Origin of the sequence: Corynebacterium sp. NML 150383, assembly GCF_002285085.1 — a bacterium.
GTDB lineage: Bacteria > Actinomycetota > Actinomycetes > Mycobacteriales > Mycobacteriaceae > Corynebacterium > Corynebacterium gottingense.
This window is the reverse complement of sequence record NZ_NSGK01000011.1, coordinates 1-16,984: the sequence shown is the minus strand read 5'-3', so window position 1 is coordinate 16,984 and position 16,984 is coordinate 1. Positions and strand designations below refer to the sequence as shown.

Below are 16,984 nucleotides of genomic sequence, written 5' to 3'. Positions count from 1 at the left end.
CCCATTATCCACGGCATCGCGGTTTGGCGCGGGGGACCGGGGCTGCCGCATTGCTCCTCGACTAGACTGCGCTCTTATGCAACCGGAGACTCAGACGCGCATCGCCGACCTCGACTTGAAGCTCACCACCATTGAAAAGGTGATGGACCTCGAGGAGATGGGCGTGCGCATCCGCGAGCTTGAGCAGCAGGCTGCCGACCCCTCACTTTGGGACGACCCCTCGCACGCGCAGCAGGTCACTTCGGAGCTCTCCAACGTGCAGGCGCGCCTGCGCAAGGTGACGTCGCTGCGCACGCGTATCGACGACCTCCCGGTCATGGTCGAACTCGCGGAAGAAGAGGGGGATCCCTCCATGGCTGCGGAGGAGCTGGAGGACGTGGAGGCGCGAGTGGAATCGCTCGAGGTGCAGACCATGCTCTCGGGCGAGTACGACGCGCGCGAGGCCGTGGTGAACATCCGCTCGGGCGCGGGCGGCGTGGACGCTGCGGACTGGGCGGAGATGCTCATGCGCATGTACGTCCGCTGGGCCGAGAAGAACGACCACAAGGTGGACGTCTACGACATTTCTTACGCGGAGGAGGCGGGCATCAAGTCGGCCACCTTCGCCGTCCACGGCGATTACATGTACGGCCAGCTCTCCGTCGAGCAGGGTGCGCACCGTCTCGTGCGCATCAGCCCCTTTGACAATCAGGGGCGCCGCCAGACCTCGTTTGCGGAAGTCGAGGTCCTGCCGGTGGTGGAGCGGACCGACCACATTGACATCCCGGACTCGGACATCAGGGTCGACGTGTACCGTTCCTCCGGCCCCGGCGGGCAGAGCGTGAACACCACCGACTCGGCGGTGCGCATCACCCACATCCCCACCGGGATCGTGGTGACCTGTCAGAACGAGAAGTCCCAGATTCAGAACAAGGCCTCGGCGCTCAACGTCTTGCAGTCCAAGCTGCTGGAAAAGAAGCGGCAGGAAGAGAAGGCGGAGCTGGATGCGCTGGGCGCGGGCGGCAACGCGTCGTGGGGCAACCAGATGCGCTCCTACGTGTTGCACCCGTACCAGATGGTGAAAGACCTGCGCACCAACTACGAGGTCGGAGACCCGCAGAAGGTGCTGGATGGGGACCTCGATGGCTTCCTCGAGGCCGGCATCCGGTGGCGCAAGGCACAGGAGCAGGGCGAGGAGTAGCTCCTACGCGTGGCGGAGGTCGATGCCCTTCGTCTCCGGCAAGATGTACATGCTGATCAGCGTCAGGATGCACATCGCGATCACGTAGGTGCCGGACGCCCACGACAGGTCGTGGGCCACGAACCACTGGAAGATGTAGGGCGCGGTGCCGCCGAACACGGCCACCGAGATGGAGTAGGCGAGACCGATGCTGCGCGTGCGCTGGTCGGTGGGAAAGACCTCCGACATGACCGGGGCGAGCAGCGCGCCGCCGGCGGCCACGGCAATGATCGCGAGGGTGGACGCGACGAGGAGGGTCCACGGGCGGGCGTCGATAAGGCCCATGAGCGGCAGTTGCAGGAGGGCCAACAGGATGGCGAAGGTGTACATGACGGGCTTGCGGCCGATCTTGTCGGACAGCGAGCCCCACATCGGCAGGGCGATCAGGCCGATCGCCTGCGCCACCACGGTGACCCAGTAGGCACCCTGCGTGGACATGCCCTGCTGTGAGATGGCGTAGGTGGAGACGTACGAGGTCCAGGTGTAGTGGGCGGCGGTCACGCCGGAGACCATGCCGATGACCAGGAGGACGTTGACCACGACGGGGCGGTGGTTGACGCGCTGCTCCACGGCCTCGTGCGCGCGCCGGTCGTCGTCCTCGTTGGCCACTGCCTCATCGAGCTCGGTGAAGTGGTCGGACTCCTTCATGTGGCGGCGCATGTACAGGGCGAAGATGGCAGCCAGGGCGCTGATCCAGAAGGGGATGCGCCAGCCCCAGGCGCCGATTTGCTCGTCGCTGAGCACGAGTGAGATGCAGCCGCCGATGACGTAAGCAATCACGGAGCCGCCGAAGATGGAGACGTAGACCAGCGACCCCCACTTGCCGCGCTTGGACGGCGGGGCGATCTCGGGGATGTAGCTGTTGGCGGCCGCGGACTCGCCGCCGTGGGCGAAGCCCTGGGCGACGCGAATGAGGAGCAGGCCGACCGACGCCCAGATACCGATGGTGTCGTAGGACGGGAGGAAGCCGATGAGCACAGATGCGACCGCCATCATGATGATGGTGATCATGAGGACCGCCTTCCGGCCCTTCTGGTCCGCGATGTGCCCGAAAACGATGCCACCGAGCGGGCGGACGAGGAAGCCGACGGCAAAAACGCCGAAGGTGGCCAGCAGGGCGGAGGTCTGGTCCGCTTTGTGGAACATCGCCGCCGCGATGAACGGGGCGAAGACAGCGTAGGAGCTCCACTCGAACCACTCGAGGACTTGGCCGATGAGGCTGGCGCCGAGCGACTTTCGGTCTGCGGGGTACTCGTGGTCCGGATGGTGCTCCGTTGCCACGGGCTGGGTCTGGGTGGTTGACACGAGGCCTCCCTAGTCTGTGGGTTGTATGGGTGTGAGCAGAAACTATAATCCAGGTCACTCATTAGGGGTGGGGAACCTGGGTCTCACCAAAAAGAATTTGTGCTCCGATTCACAATGAAAGCGTTTGTCCAGGTAGTGGGCTCGGTTGGGGTGTCGCCGTTGGCGTGCAAATGTGCGCATAGCGAACCCGCGTGCATATTACGCACCACTTTCGGGGGAAGTGACTTAGGGCTTCACTACGGGAAATAGTGGGATATATGCGATATTCCGAAAAACTCGTCGCACATCACACTTTGAAGTGCTTACAATGAGCGCACCGGAAACACACGTCTTGAGCGGGCCAAAGTTCAAAGGCAGTCCCGATTCTGGTGTTTTTAAGGAGGAAAATATGGTTGCTCTCAAACCAGAGGAACTCAGCACAGAAAGTCTCGCCGAGATTCTCGCCGCGGGTGGTCGCCCTGCGGACAGCGAGCGCGAGATCAAGATCATCGACACCACGCTTCGCGACGCCCACCAGTCCATCTGGGCGACGCGCATGCGCACCGAGCACATGCTGGAGATGCTCGACGACATCACCAACGCGGGCTTCGAGCACGTGGACCTCGTCGCGCCGATCCAGTTCGACGTGCCCGTGCGCTACCTCAGGGAGGACCCCTGGGAGCGTGTTCGCCTGGTCCACGAGAACGCGGCGCCGGGTACCAAGTTCCGTGCCATGGTGCGTTCCCGCAACCTCGCGTCGTTCGACTTCTTGCCCGACGACGTCATCCACGCGTGGGTCGAGCGCCTGTACGCCAACGGTTTCCGCGTCATCGGCGCGTTCGATGGCCTCAATGACATCGACAACATCGCCGACACGCTGATCCTGGCTAAGGAGCTCGGCGCGGAGACTTACGGGTGTCTGTCCTACTGCCTCAGCCCCGTGCACACCGATCAGCTCTACATTGACAAGGCCCAGGAGCTGGTGGAGCGCACCGACGTCGACCGCATCATGCTCAAGGATGCTGGTGGTCTGCTCACCCCGGACCGGATGAAGACGCTGATCCCGGCGATCCGCGGTGCGATTGGGAACGACCTACCGCTGGAGGTCCACACCCACTCGCTTACCGGTCTGTCGCCACTGACCTACATCTACGCCGCTGAGCTCGGAGTGGACTCCATCCACACCTCGACCGCGCCGCTGGCCAACGGCCAGGGCCAGCCCGCGACCCAGGCGCTCGCCCGTGACCTGCGCGCGCTCGGCTACACAATCAACATTGACGACGAGCGCGTGGACAACGTGAGCAAGAAGATCCAGGAGATCGCTGACCGGGAGGACAAGCCCGTCGGCAAGCCCCGTGCCTTCGACGGCGTCCACTACATGCACCAGCTGCCGGGCGGCATGCTCACCAATTTTGAGTCCCAGCTGGAGACCGCCGGGCTGTCCGACCGCTTCGAGGACCTGCTCTACGAGACCGCGCGCGTGCGCGAGGAGCTCGCGTTCCCGATCATGATTACTCCGTTTGCGCAGTTCGTGGGCACCCAGGCCGTGATGAACGTGATCTCCGGCGAGCGCTACTCCGTGGTGCCTAACGAGATCAAGAAGTACGCACTCGGCCACTACGGCGAGCCGCTCGCGCCGATCGACCCGGATGCGCTGGAGAAGATTAAGGCGAACGGCTCGGCCGAGATCAAGGAAGGCCGTCCAAAGCTGGAGCCGGCACTTCCCGCGCTCAAGGAGCAGTACCCGGACGACGACATCGACACGATCCTGCTGCGCGCGAACATCCCGGGCAACAACGTGGACGAGATGAAGCGCTTCGTCGCCGAGGGGCGCGCCGGCCAGGGCGAAGGCGTGCCTGGCGGCGAGCTGACCAAGCTGGTCCAAAAGATCTACGACACCACTAATTCAGGCGAGTTCCACCTCAAGACCGACGACCTCGAAATCAACCTCACCAAAAAAGGAGACAAGTAACCATGTCTGAGACCACCAACTTCAACGAGCTGAAGTCCCTCCTGGATTGGGTCAACCAGTCCGGCGACATCGAAGAGCTGAGCATCAAGTACGGAGACATCGAGCTCGCCCTTTCCAAGACCCCCGGCGGGCTGAGCCACCTCAAGGCTGCCCCTGCTCCGGCCCCGGCAGCGCCCGAGGCTGTACCGGCTGCACCCGCTCCGGCACCAGCTGCACCGGCCGTGGAGGAAACGCCCGCACCGAAGGCTCCGGAACCCGCTCCGGCACCGGCTGCGTCCGAGGCCCCGGCCGACGGCGTCGAGATCACCGCGCCGATGGTGGGCACCTACTACGCGGCTCCGAAGCCTGGCGCTGACCCGTTTGTGAAGGTTGGTGACGAGGTTGAGGTCGGCCAGGTGCTGTGCATCGTCGAGGTGATGAAGTTGATGAACAACATCGAGGCGAAGGTCGCCGGCACCGTCAAGCAGATCCTTGTGGAGAACGAGGAGGCTGTCGAGCACGGCCAGACCATCATGATCATCGAGCCCAAGTAAGCACACCCACAACCCCTAGAAAGGTGAGGAGTCCCAATGTCTGAGTTGTTGGGGAGCGTACTCATTGCCAACCGCGGTGAGATCGCACTTCGCATCATCCGTGCCTGCAAGGAGCTCGGTATCAAGAGCGTCTTGGCATATTCCGAGGGCGACCGCGACTCGCTTCCTGTGAAGGAAGCGGACAAGGCCGTGTGTATCGGCCCGGCGAACGCCGCCAAGAGCTACAACAGCCCGGAGCTCGTCGTCTCCGCCGCGATGGCGTACAAAGTCGACGCGATCCACCCCGGCTACGGCTTCCTCTCCGAGAAGGCCGACTTTGTCAAGATGGTCGAGGACGAGGAGATCGGCTTCGTCGGCCCGTCGTCGGAGCACATCCGCCGGATGGGCGACAAGATTGAGGCGAAGCGTATCGCGCAGAGCGCGGGCGTGCCGACGGTGCCCGGCTCCGACGGCGTCGTGACCGAGTTCGATGAGGCGCTCGAGGTGGCCAAGCAGACCGGCTTCCCGCTGCTGATCAAGGCGGCGGCCGGCGGCGGTGGCCGAGGTATGCGCGTGGTGGAGTCCGAGGACACGCTGGAGAAGGACCTCAACGAGATCATGAACGAGGCCCAGTCCGCGTTCAACGACTCGTCGGTCTACATCGAGCGCTTCCTCACAGACATCCGTCACATCGAGATTCAGGTGCTTGCGGACGGCGAGAACGCGATTGCGCTCGGTGAGCGCGACTGCACCTCGCAGCGCCGCAACCAGAAGCTCATCGAGGAAGCCCCGTCGCCTGCGATCGACGACGAGCTCCGCGCCGGCCTCCAGGAAGCGGCGATCAACCTCTGCAAGGAGGTCGGCTACAAGAACGCCGGCACGGTGGAGTTCGTGTTCGACAACATCGAGCGCAAGTACTACTTCATCGAGATGAACACCCGCATCCAGGTGGAGCACCCAGTCACCGAGATGATCACCGGCGTCGACCTCATCCAGGAGCAGCTGCGCATCGCCTCCGGGCAGAAGCTGCGCCTGACCCAGGACGATGTGCAGATCCGCGGCCACGCCATCGAGTGCCGCATCAACGCGGAGGACCCGAATGAGAACTTCGCGCCGCGCCCGGGCAAGATCGAAAACTACCGCGCGCCGGGCGGGTTCGGGGTGCGCATGGACACGCACATCGAGTCTGGGTACACCATCCCGCCGTTCTACGACTCGATGGTGGGCAAGCTCATCTGCTGGGCGGAGGACCGCGACGCAGCGATCGAGCGCACTCTGCGCGCCCTCGACGAGCTGACCGTCGACGGCGTTGTCACCACCGGCCCGTTCCAGGCCTACCTGCTCAACAGCGAGCAGTTCCGCAGCGGTGACATCAACACCGGCTACGTGGCGAAGGTCCTCGAGTCAGTCAACGAGATCCCCACTGAGGAGTAACACCTCGCAGCGCCTGTAAGGAGGGCACAGAATGTTGGTCGTCGTGGCCATGATGGTCGGGGCGATCGTCCCCGTGCAAACCGCGATTAATACCCGGCTTCGGCAAAGCGTGGGATCGCCGATTGGCGCAACATTCCTTTCGTTCATCCTTGCAGTTGCCGCGTCCTGCGTCATCGCGCTTTTTGCCACACGCACCCTGGTCCCGGACCTGGCACTCGCCGCGTCTGAGCCGTGGTGGGTGTGGCTCGGTGGCTTTATGGGCGTGATGTTCATCGCCGGCAACATCGTGCTCTTTCCGGAGCTCGGCGCCGTCCAAACCACCATCCTTCCCATCCTGGGGCAAGTGCTCATGGGGCTGCTTATCGACGCCACCGGGCTCTTCCGCTACCCCCAAACCCCCGTCGGACCACTCAGGCTCCTGGGCGCGCTGCTCGTGCTTTTCGGCATCGCGATGGTCCTGGAGATCGGGCGCGGAGTCCCGCTGCGCGGCACCGCCCGGGGGCTCCGCGCCTGGTTGCTGCGCGGCTTCGGCGTCCTCATGGGCATGGGCTCTGCGACCCAGACCGCGGTCAACGGCTACCTGGGCAAAGTGCTGCACAGCCCGATCCAGGCCGGGCAGATCTCGCTCGCCGTCGGCCTCATCCTGCTCTTCGCCATGGTCCTCCTGATTCCAGCCCCTCGTCGCGCCGTGGCTTCAGGCGTCGCCCCGGGGCCGTGGTGGATGTGGCTCGGGGGAGTGCTGGGCGCCCTCTTTGTCTTTGGCGGCGCGAGTTTGTCGCCTCTCTTGGGCGCCGGCACTACCGTCATCGGCTCGCTGGTTGGCATGATCATCTGTGGTCAGGTGCTCGAGTCGCTCGGCATCGGTGGCGGCTCAAAAGGAATGCCCACGCCCTTCAGACTCGCGGGGCTGGCCATCGTGCTGGTTGGCGTGGCAATGGTTCGACTGCTCTAACGATTCCCCCCGAACGCACTGGCGGCATCCCGTCCGTCAAGCTCACATGCAGTGCTTGCAAGGGTAGGAAGGACTACAAGTCGCAAGCCCATGGACGGGTGGAAGCAGGCAGGCATCATTATCGGTGTGATCGTCACCGTGCTCAGCGTCGTTGCTTTTGCTGCAGGCTCGGCCTTGCAGCAGTTCCTGTAGCTGAAGAACGGCTCGCCGCCTAGAACCTGAGAAAACTGCGCATTGCGCAGTTTTCTCAGGTTTGTTTATGGGGTCTGTCGCCAGCGCTCGAGCGTGAGCGTGGGGGAGAGCGAGCGTGACACGCAGGTGGTGAATGCGCCCTTCTCGTGGCGCTCTTCGGTGAAGATGCTGTCGCGGTGGTCGGGGGTGCCGTCGACAACGCGCATTACGCAGGTGCCGCACGTGCCTTCCGCGCACTGGGACAGGATGGGCACGTCCTCGTCCTCGAAGACGTCGAGGACGGATTCGCCCTCGGGGATGTGGTACGTCTCGCCATTGAAAATGACGTCGAAAGCGCCGTCGGCGTCATGGTTCCCGGCGAGAGTTTCCTTGGTGGGGCGGTAGGTCTCGAAGTGGATGTTGTCCCGGGGGAGCGTGGCCGACGCCGTTTCGATGACACCGTCCATGAAGCCGTGTGGCCCACACACGTACAAGTGTGTGTCCTTCGCCGGGACCGCTGAAGTCGCGAGCGCTTCCCTGATGTAGCCGGCCTGTTTGTCGCGTTCGCCCGAAGCGAAGATGCTCTTGGTCCGGCCGTGCAGATAGGTGTCAATGAGGTGGCGCATCAGCGCGCGCTCCTCGCTTGAAGCGAAATACAGCACCGAGTAGTCGGCATCTTGCATTTGGAGCTCTCGCGCCAGCGAGAAGATTGGGGCGATGCCCACCCCGGCACCGACGAGCACAGACCGCTTCGCGTCTTTGGCCAGGGGGAAATTGTTGCGGGGCGGGCGGATGCGGAGGGTGTCGCCGACCTCGATGCGGTGGATTGCCGCAGAGCCGCCCTTGGAACCGGCTTCGCGCTTGACCTCAACGCCGTAGGCCCCCTCCTTGTCGCCCAGGTGGTGGGTGGGGAAGAGGGAGAATTGGCGCACGAGTTCCTCGCCGTCTGGGGTGCGCAGGAGAAAGTCTGCGTGGCAGCCGGGCTCGTACCCAGGAAGCGGGGCGCCGTCGGTGGTTGTGAACGTGATGAGCGCGATCTCGTGTGCCCGCTCGACACCGGTGACGGTGAGTTCGATGATGTCTCCGCTACCGCGTCGTTCCGACTTCGTGGCGCGCCGGGATTCCAGTGCGGCTTCTCGGTCGGCCGCGTTTGGGTCTGCTTTCTTCTTTTTTCCTCCAAAAAACGCTGCAAATCTGCCGATGCCAGTGTCGTTTCCCATGGTGGACTCCGTCGAAAAGCGAATAGAAAATGTGTAATCCAAAAAGGGCGCCAAATTGGTTGCCGGGCCCGTTCTGTAATGGATAGTATAAAACCACGCAAAAAGTGACCGGCAATACACCACTGCATGACTATCGGATAGGTAACATGTGAGGGTGGAAGGCGGTTACTATCACTCTATTTGCGGCAAGCGAACCAACCCAGCCGCCCGTGAGGGGCGGCGCAAGAGTGCAGAGAAACGGGATGACGATGACTGCCAGCACAGATGTCCGCGAGGAGCATCAGTATCAAAATCCGGTGCGCCCGGAGATTCTCCCCATGTCGGACAACCCTTACGAGGACTTCCGCTACTTCTACCGCGACGGGATGCCGCTGCGGCCGGCGCCGAAACGTCGCGTGAAGCGCCCCGGCTGGTCGAAGCTGCGCCACAACCTCTTTGACCGGTGGCACACGGTGGCCGACACCTGGGAGGGCTACGACAGCTTCCAGACCAAGCTGCTGGATGACCACATGTGGCAGACCGACGAGACCGGCTCGAAGCTGGCGGAGGCGTTTAAGCGCGATGGCGCCGAGAAGTCCCGCGCGGACTTCGAGCAGGCGCTCAACAGCGGAATCGACACGGTGGCCGACCCGTCGCCGGAGCTCGTGGAGTTCTTCGCCGAGGTAGACAACATCCCGGAGTGGATCGACCTTGAGGCCGCGGAGCGTGGCCGCATCGCCTACTACAACGTGACGCCGTCGGCAGAGCTGCTCTCCATCGGATTCGCCTACTGGGCCACCACGATGGAGGACCGTACCTCCGCAGCGACGGGTGAGACAGCGATGTTTGAGATCGAGTCCTTTACTCGCATCATCGAGACGGTGAAGTTCTTCGTTGACCTGGGCAAGAAGGGCGTGTTCGACCGCTACAGCGACGGCCTCAAGGCAGCGGTGCGCGTGCGCCTGCTGCACGCGCAGGCAAACCGAGGCCTGGAAAAACTGTGGGGTCCCGAGCACTACAACGAGTTCGGTCGCCCGATCGGCTCCTCCTTCCTCGTCTCCGGCGAAGGCTGGTTCGCCCTCATGCCGATCGGCGTGGACGAGTTCTTCGGACGCCCACACACGGGCGAAGAGTGGGACGACGTCGCCATGTACTGGGCGTGGGTCCTGCACCTCATGGGCGCCGAGGAGCGCCTGATCCCGAAGACGGGCGACGAGATGCGCAAGATGACCGACTTCATCTACGCCAACGGCGGCTACTCCTCCGATTACCACGTGCGTGTTGCCACCGCGCTCATGGGCATTCTGGAAGACCTTGATCCGAAGATGCCGGGGCAGGTGCTCGGCGCGCTGTCGCTGATCATCGGCGACGAGGACACGAAGTTCATGGTCAAGGGGTCGCGCTTTGAAGGGACCCCGTACCTGCACTGGAAGATCGCATTCCTGCTCAAGGCGAAGTCCGAGGCGGTCATCTACCGCCTGCTGGACAAGCTGCCGGGCGCGCAGGCCAAGAAGGCCAAGAAGGCCGGAGACGGCAAGCCGCCGTGGTCTGACGTTTTCCAGCAGATCGAGGACTACGTGGCCGAGAAGGCCCCGGACGTCAAGGCCGAGTACAAGCTGCACGACACATCCAAGGAAGGCCTGCGCTAACCCCGCGCGGCCCGCCCCAACCACAAGGAGACCCACCATGACCCAGACTTTTACTGAGAACCCGCTCGCGCACGACCACTACGACCGCTCCGAGTGGCCGTCGGCGCGCGGCGACCGTGACGCATTCGCTGCTAAGTTCGGCGAAGCCCGCGCGCAGCGCTTTGAGCAGGCGTTTTGGGCGACCGATCCCATTGCGGATGCGCTGTTTACCAGCGGCCACAAGAGCAAGGAGATCATGCCGAACCTGCGCGAGGCGCTCGCGCGCGGCGAGGCGACCGATTCCACGCTGCCCGAGGTCAAGGCGCTTATCGACGACATGAACGCGGCCCTCGACGGCGTCGACTGGGAGCGCCTCGAGCGCGGACAGCAGGCGGCGCTGGCGATCCCGGTGCTTGCGCAGAACCTGTCGCTCGGGCCGGGCGCGCTGATCCACACCTACATCACCCCGTCGATTGCAAACGTCCTGGTGAACACCGGCGAGCTCACGGAGGGCGCCGTGCACCGCCTGGCGTACACCACCAACTGGATCTACTCCGTCTACCTGAAGGACGGGCTGAAACCGGGCAACGTCAGCTTCGTCCACACCGGCATGGTGCGCGCGATGCACGCCCACGTCCGCCGGGTGCAGGGCCAGCTGGGGCTGGACTACGCGGAGTGGGGCCGCCCGATCAGCGAGTTCGACATGCTCCGCACCTGGTTCGACTTCACCTACATCGCGTTCACGTACCTGCGGAACCTGGGTTACAGGCTGACGGTGGAGGAGGAGCAAGACCTGTTCTACCTATGGAAAGTCGTGGGCATCATGCTCGGCATTCCGACCGACCTGCTGGACAATGAGACGGACATCGACGCCTCCCAGGCAACGATCGACGCGATCCACGCCGTCGACGGCGAGCCGAACGATGCGTCCCGCGCCCTCATCGACGCGCTCTTTAGCGGCTTCCGCACCAACGTCAAGGCCATGCTGCCGTTCCCGGACGAGTCCATCGATGACTGGATGTACACCGCGACCCGACTCATGCACGGCGACGAGATTGCGGACCAGTTCAACGTCCCGCAGCCCGTTTCCCGCCCGTTCGTCGAGCTCGACCTGCCGCTGGTGCAGCAACGATTCGACCTGCTGCGCGCGAACCCCGAAGCGCTGGAGAAGGAAGTTGCGCAGAACCACCAGGCGCTTCTCGACGCCCTCACGCAGGACACCTCCTACATGTCCCAGGACGAAGGCGTGAAGATGGGCGACGGGGCTTACAGGCCCGGCGCGTAGTGGTAGAGTTCACAAACAGTACGAGAAAGTAATCTACGAGAGGAAAATAGGACACGATGTCTAACCCGTACCGCGTACAGAACCCGATGACCAACGAGGTCGTCGAGACGTTCGATCACCCCACGGACGAGCAGGTGCAGGAGATCCTGGCCAAGTCCGACGAGGCGTTCCAGTCCTGGCGTCACACGTCGTACGAGGAGCGTGCGGCGATCGTCGGCAAGGCTGCGCAGCTGCTCAAGGAGCGGAAGAACGAGCTGGCCAAGATCATGGCTGAGGAGATGGGCAAGTCGGTGCCGGAAGGCGAGTGGGAGGCCGACTTCTCCGGCGACATCCTGCAGTTCTACGCCGACCACGCGGCCGAGTACTGCGCTGACCAGAAGGTCGACGTCCCGGGCGGCAAGGCAGTTGTCCGCCGCCTCCCGCTGGGCATCCTGCTTGGCATCATGCCGTGGAACTTCCCGGTCTACCAGGTGGCTCGCTTCGCCGGCCCGAACCTGATGAACGGTAACTGCATCCTGCTCAAGCACGCAGAGATCACCCCGAAGTCCGCCGCGGCGTTTGAGGCGATCCTCAAGGAGGCGGGCCTGCCGGACGGCGTGTTTACCAACGTGTACGCCTCCCACGACCAGATCGAGACCATCATCGCGGACCCGCGCGTTCAGGGCGTCTCCCTGACCGGCTCCGAGCGTGCCGGCGCGAAGGTCGCGGAGACCGCGGGCAAGAACCTGAAGAAGGTCGTCCTGGAGCTTGGCGGTACCGACCCGTACGTCATCCTTGACTCCGCGGACATCAAGACTGCTGCGCAGGATGCGTGGGCGAAGCGCGTGCAGAACGCGGGCCAGGTGTGCACCTCCAACAAGCGCATCATCGTCATGGAGGACATCTACGACGAGTTCGTCGACGAGATGGTGAAGATTGCGGAGTCCTACAAGAAGGGTGACCCGTCCAACCCGGGCGAGAACGAGTACTACCCGATGTCTTCCCGCAACGCCGCGGAGCTGCTGGACGACCAGGTCAAGCGCGCCGTCAAGGCGGGTGCGACGCTGCGCACCGGCGGCGAGCTGGACGACACCACCGCGTACTACTCCCCGGCAGTGCTCACCGACCTCCCGGTCGGCTCTGACGAGTACTACGAGGAGTTCTTCGGCCCGGTCGCTGAGATCTACAAGGTCTCCTCCGAGGATGAAGCGGTGGCGCTGGCCAACAACTCCCGACAGGGCCTGGGCGGCGCAGTGTTCTCCGAGGACACCGACCGTGCGATCAAGGTCGCGGACCAGATCGACACCGGCATGATCCACGTCAACCTCGGACAGTACTTCTCCGCCGTGCTGCCGTTCGGTGGCGTGAAGCGCTCCGGCTTCGGCCGCGAGCTGTCCGTGTTCGCGCTCGATGAGTTCGTGAACAAGCAGTACCTCTACGTGAACGACTAACAAGTTCACAGACTCGCGCGTTGTCGCTCGCAGGCGGCGCGCGGGGCGAGGGTGAAGCCCCAGATTGCGCAGCGCAAGCGCGGTCTGGGGCTTCACCTGTCACACCGGTAACAGGTAAAGTCGGTCCGGTGATCAAATTCTCCAACGTCACCAAGGTTTACCCCACGTCGACCCGGCCTGCGCTGGACGACGTGTCGTTCACGATCGGAGACGGAGACTTCGTCTTCCTCATTGGCCCGTCCGGCTCCGGTAAATCCACCTTCCTGCAGCTGATGATCCGGGAGGAGAACGTCTCTTCCGGAGACATCTATTTCAACGACTTCCACGTCAACGAGCTGCGCGGCAAAGAGGTGAACAAGCTGCGCCAGTCCATCGGCTATGTCTTTCAGGACTTCCGCCTGCTGCCCAAGCTCAGCGTGTACGACAACGTCGCGTTCGCGCTGGAGGTGATTGGCAAATCGAAGGAGCGCATCAAAAAGCTGGTGCCGGAGGCGCTCGAGCTAGTCGGTTTGGATGCCAAGGCGAACCGCATGCCGCACGAGCTGTCTGGCGGTGAGCAGCAGCGTGTGGCGATTGCGCGCGCTTTCGTCGATAAGCCTGCGCTCATGCTTGCCGACGAGCCCACGGGCAACCTCGACCCTGCGACCGCCGATGGGATCCTGGCGCTGCTCTCGCGCATCAACCGGATGGGGACCACCGTGGTGATGTCCACGCACAACGCCCGCGCGGTGAACGACATGCGCAAGCGCGTGATGGAACTCGATTTGGGCCGACTCGTGCGCGACGACGAGCACGGCGTGTACGGAAACGTGAGGGGATAGCTGTGAACTGGAATTTCATTTTCCGCGAAGGATTCCGCGGGCTGGGGCGCAACGTCACCATGACCATTGCTCTGATCATCACGACCGCCTTGTCGCTGGTGCTCGTCGGAGCGGGCATCTTGATTTCGCAGGCGACGAGCGAGACGAAGGACCTGTACCTGGACCGCGTCGAGGTCATGGTGGAGCTGGACGAGGACATCTCCGCAAACGACAAGGACTGCTCATCCGACGCCTGCAAGGAGGTGCGCGACGCGCTGCAGGGGGATAGCGGGGTAGAGCAGGTAACGTTCCGCTCTCGCGAGCAGTCGTACGAGCGGTTCAAGGAGCTGTTCGAGGAGTCCGAGCCGGACCTGGTGCGCGAAACGACCCCGGACGCGCTGCCGGCGGCGCTGCACGTGCGCCTGGCGGATCCGGCGGATACCTCACCGATTGAGAAGATCTCGTCGATGCCGCAGGTGACCGTGGTGACGGACCAGGCGGACACGGTGCGCGAGGCCGCCGGCACGATGGATACGTTCCGCAACGTGACCTTCACCGTTGCCGCGGCGCAGGCGCTGGCGGCGATCTTCCTCATCGTGAATATGGTGCAGCTCGCCGCGTTCAACCGCCGCGACCAGATCGGCATCATGCGCATGGTCGGCGCGTCCCGCTGGTTCACGCAGGCGCCGTTCGTGCTGGAGGCGCTGATCTCCGTGTTCGTGGGCGCGGTGCTGGCAACGATTCTCACGTGGGTGGCAAAGCGCTCCATCGTCGATCCGATGCTGGGCGACCTGTACTCGTCGTCGCTGATCGCGCGCGTGCCGGACTCCGCCGTGTGGACCGTCATGCCGCTCGTGGGGCTCGGCGCCATGGTCGTCGGCGCGGTGGCGGCGCAGGTGGCACTTCGTTCTTACGTGCGTAAGTAGTACACTTGTTGCTCCTATGGCCAAGAAGAGTAAAAAGAAGAAGCTGAGCAACACCGGTGTCCTCGCGACCAACCGGAAAGCTCGGCATGACTACACCATCTTGGACACCTGGGAGACTGGCATCGTGCTCTACGGCACGGAAATCAAGGCCTTGCGCGAGGGCAAGGTCTCGCTGGTCGAGGCCTTCGCCACCATTGATAACGGCGAGGTCTGGCTGCGCAATATGCACATCCCCGAGTACTCGCGCGGCCACTGGACCAACCACCCGCCGCGCCGCACCCGCAAGCTCTTGCTGCACCGCCGCGAGATCGACTCGCTGGAGGGCAAGATTCGCGACGGCAACCGCACCCTCATCCCGCTGTCCCTGTACCTCAAGGACGGCCGCGCGAAGCTGGAGCTCGGCCTGGGGCAGGGCAAGCAGGACTACGATAAGCGGCGTTCCATCAAGCGTCGCACCGAGGATCGCGAGATCGCCCGCGACCTGGGCCGGAAGTTCAAGGGAATCAAGGCCTAGCTGCTTAACGCTACGGTGGTGCCCATGAAGACTGCACTGATTACCGGCGCGTCCCGCGGCATCGGCCGTGCGATCGCCGAGGAGCTTAGCAAGGACCACCACATCATCGCGGGCGCGTCGCGCGACGCCTCCGAGGTAGTCCGCGCGCTGCCAAGCGCAGAACCCTTCGAGGTGGACCTTACCGATACCGAGGCGCTCATTCGCGCCGCCCGCGCCATCGAGCAAGTCGACGTGCTCGTCCACGCGGCCGGCGTGCTGCACAAGGCCCCCTTCGCCGAGCTCACCGAGGCGCAGTGGCGGGAGTCCATGGAGGTCAATGTCCACGCGCCCATCACCCTCACCAGGGAATTGCTGCCCGCTTTACGACGCTCACGTGGACTCCTCCTCACCATCAACTCAGGCGCCGGCTTCTTCGGTGTTCCCGAAAACTCCGCGTACTGCGCGTCAAAGTTCGCGCTCCGCGGCTTCACCGACGCGCTGCGCCTGGAAGAAGCCGGCGCCATCCGCGTCACCTCCTTGCACCCCGGGCGAACGAACACGGACATGATCGCAGCTCCGCAGCACGGTGATGCCCCGAAGATGGCGGCGACCTCGGTGGCCAAGGCCGCGCGCCTCGCCGTCGACGCCGGCCCCGATGCGGTGGTGGACTTCCTCCGGATCACGCCGACCGGCCTGGAATAGGCGCCGGGTGCTTGCAGTTGAAGAGGGGGAGAGGTAGAGTTACTTCTCCTACGGTTCCCGTAGTTGACAAGGGGTCGATTCAGGTTTCGACTTCATCGACTTAGCCAGGGGAAGCGTGCCGGTGCAGGCTGGAGACCACCGTAAGCGTCGCAGCAACCAATAAACGCAGAGAAGAACTCTCAGCGTGACTTCGCCCTCGCTGCCTAAGAGCTAGCGACCGCGAGTCTGTCAGGCCGGGGACGTCCCCGACCCGGTACCTGGCATCGACTTAGGGGACTCGCCTCCCGGGCTTGTGAGTGGGCCTTTGGGAGGGACACTTCACACTTACTGGGCTCATCATCCGGACATGTCCGCCTGATCCGGAGGGCCGAGCAGAGGTAGCGCGCGGACTGCGCACGGAGAAGCCCTGGCGCGGTGATGAAGGACCCGGGTTCAATTCCCGGCGGCTCCACCGAAGTGCGAACGCCCGCTGGTCGGCAATGGCCAGCGGGTGTTTCTTTTTGCCAGTTCACCTAAAGTTTTCAATTCGAGATATTCCTGCGCGCGCCACGTGAGGGATCACCGCTGAAGAATCAACCGCTAGAAATTTTGCGTTAACGCAAGCATTGGGTTGCTAAAAACCGTGTGTGTGCTGGGGGTTTGCGTGTTTGTGTTGTTCGTGGTTAAGTAGTTCCTCGTTGCCGAGAGCGAGTGAGTCGCTCGGAGGGAACGAGATAATTTCACAGTGTTGCGGGCTTGGTTGCTTGAGTTTGGTTGAGGTTTTCCTCGATTTTGACTTTTGTTTACCTTGTGTGTAACGTTGTATTCCGCTGCCGAGCACTGATTGGTTATGTTTGACTGGTTGGTCTGGTGTGCGTGTGTTGTTTGAGAACTCGATAGTGTGCCAATGTACTTTTGTTTGTGGATTGGTTGCGTGCCTGTGTTGTGCTGGCTGCACGTTTTGTGTGGTTGGTGTGTGCCGGTAGCATCGCTTGTGA

The 16,984-nt window shown here is 63.4% G+C and carries 14 protein-coding genes and 1 other RNA gene; 13 read left to right on the top strand and 2 right to left on the bottom strand.

All coding sequences use genetic code 11. The features are described from left to right. Positions 1-76 precede the first annotated feature (76 nt). On the top strand, positions 77-1,180 hold the full coding sequence (gene prfB / locus CKJ85_RS10020) for a peptide chain release factor 2 (protein ID WP_095554234.1): 1,104 nt from the start codon (positions 77-79) through the stop codon (positions 1,178-1,180). 3 nt (positions 1,181-1,183) lie between these two features. Here the strand turns inward: prfB and CKJ85_RS10015 are convergent, their stop codons facing one another. Beyond that, positions 1,184-2,500, bottom strand: coding sequence for an MFS transporter (locus tag CKJ85_RS10015; protein WP_095554258.1), 1,317 nt, complete (start codon positions 2,498-2,500; stop codon positions 1,184-1,186). A 412-nt stretch (positions 2,501-2,912) separates the two neighbouring features. Here CKJ85_RS10015 and CKJ85_RS10010 point away from each other — a divergent pair, with 412 nt between their 5' ends. The 4 genes from CKJ85_RS10010 to CKJ85_RS09995 are packed head-to-tail and all read left to right on the top strand — an operon-like array spanning position 2,913 to position 7,373. Continuing rightward, positions 2,913-4,475, top strand: coding sequence for a pyruvate carboxylase (locus CKJ85_RS10010; protein WP_095554233.1), 1,563 nt, complete (start codon positions 2,913-2,915; stop codon positions 4,473-4,475). Between the two features lie 2 nt (positions 4,476-4,477). Continuing rightward, a complete protein-coding gene (gene accB / locus CKJ85_RS10005; RefSeq protein ID WP_095278943.1) occupies positions 4,478-5,008 on the top strand; it encodes an acetyl-CoA carboxylase biotin carboxyl carrier protein in 531 nt (176 codons plus the stop codon). A 36-nt stretch (positions 5,009-5,044) separates the two neighbouring features. Beyond that, complete coding sequence (gene accC / locus CKJ85_RS10000; protein WP_095278944.1) at positions 5,045-6,421, top strand: acetyl-CoA carboxylase biotin carboxylase subunit; 1,377 nt, start codon at positions 5,045-5,047, stop codon at positions 6,419-6,421. A gap of 31 nt (positions 6,422-6,452) precedes the next feature. Beyond that, positions 6,453-7,373 (top strand): DMT family transporter, encoded by a 921-nt coding sequence (locus tag CKJ85_RS09995; RefSeq protein WP_095554232.1) that lies wholly within the window; start codon positions 6,453-6,455, stop codon positions 7,371-7,373. Positions 7,374-7,630: 257 nt separating this feature from the next. Here the strand turns inward: CKJ85_RS09995 and CKJ85_RS09990 are convergent, their stop codons facing one another. After that, positions 7,631-8,764 carry a PDR/VanB family oxidoreductase gene (locus CKJ85_RS09990; RefSeq protein ID WP_095554231.1) on the bottom strand — a complete coding sequence of 378 codons (1,134 nt, stop codon included), beginning with the start codon at positions 8,762-8,764 and terminating at the stop codon, positions 7,631-7,633. A 248-nt stretch (positions 8,765-9,012) separates the two neighbouring features. On the opposite strand from CKJ85_RS09990, the gene CKJ85_RS09985 reads away from it, so the two are divergent. From CKJ85_RS09985 to ssrA, 8 genes are all read left to right on the top strand, one after another. Further along, complete coding sequence (locus CKJ85_RS09985; protein ID WP_233125480.1) at positions 9,013-10,392, top strand: oxygenase MpaB family protein; 1,380 nt, start codon at positions 9,013-9,015, stop codon at positions 10,390-10,392. Positions 10,393-10,429: 37 nt separating this feature from the next. Continuing rightward, positions 10,430-11,656, top strand: coding sequence for an oxygenase MpaB family protein (locus CKJ85_RS09980; RefSeq protein ID WP_095554230.1), 1,227 nt, complete (start codon positions 10,430-10,432; stop codon positions 11,654-11,656). Between the two features lie 56 nt (positions 11,657-11,712). Continuing rightward, positions 11,713-13,086, top strand: coding sequence for an NAD-dependent succinate-semialdehyde dehydrogenase (locus CKJ85_RS09975; RefSeq protein ID WP_095554229.1), 1,374 nt, complete (start codon positions 11,713-11,715; stop codon positions 13,084-13,086). Positions 13,087-13,214: 128 nt separating this feature from the next. Further along, complete coding sequence (ftsE, locus tag CKJ85_RS09970) at positions 13,215-13,907, top strand: cell division ATP-binding protein FtsE (protein ID WP_095278949.1); 693 nt, start codon at positions 13,215-13,217, stop codon at positions 13,905-13,907. Positions 13,908-13,909: 2 nt separating this feature from the next. After that, on the top strand, positions 13,910-14,812 hold the full coding sequence (gene ftsX, locus CKJ85_RS09965; RefSeq protein WP_095278950.1) for a permease-like cell division protein FtsX: 903 nt from the start codon (positions 13,910-13,912) through the stop codon (positions 14,810-14,812). A 16-nt stretch (positions 14,813-14,828) separates the two neighbouring features. Beyond that, on the top strand, positions 14,829-15,326 hold the full coding sequence (gene smpB, locus CKJ85_RS09960) for an SsrA-binding protein SmpB (protein ID WP_095278951.1): 498 nt from the start codon (positions 14,829-14,831) through the stop codon (positions 15,324-15,326). Between the two features lie 24 nt (positions 15,327-15,350). Then, positions 15,351-16,007: an SDR family oxidoreductase gene (locus CKJ85_RS09955; RefSeq protein WP_095554228.1), complete on the top strand. Its 657-nt coding sequence runs from the start codon at positions 15,351-15,353 to the stop codon at positions 16,005-16,007. A 70-nt stretch (positions 16,008-16,077) separates the two neighbouring features. Next, positions 16,078-16,461, top strand: a transfer-messenger RNA (tmRNA) gene (gene ssrA / locus CKJ85_RS09950). Positions 16,462-16,984: the final 523 nt, after the last annotated feature.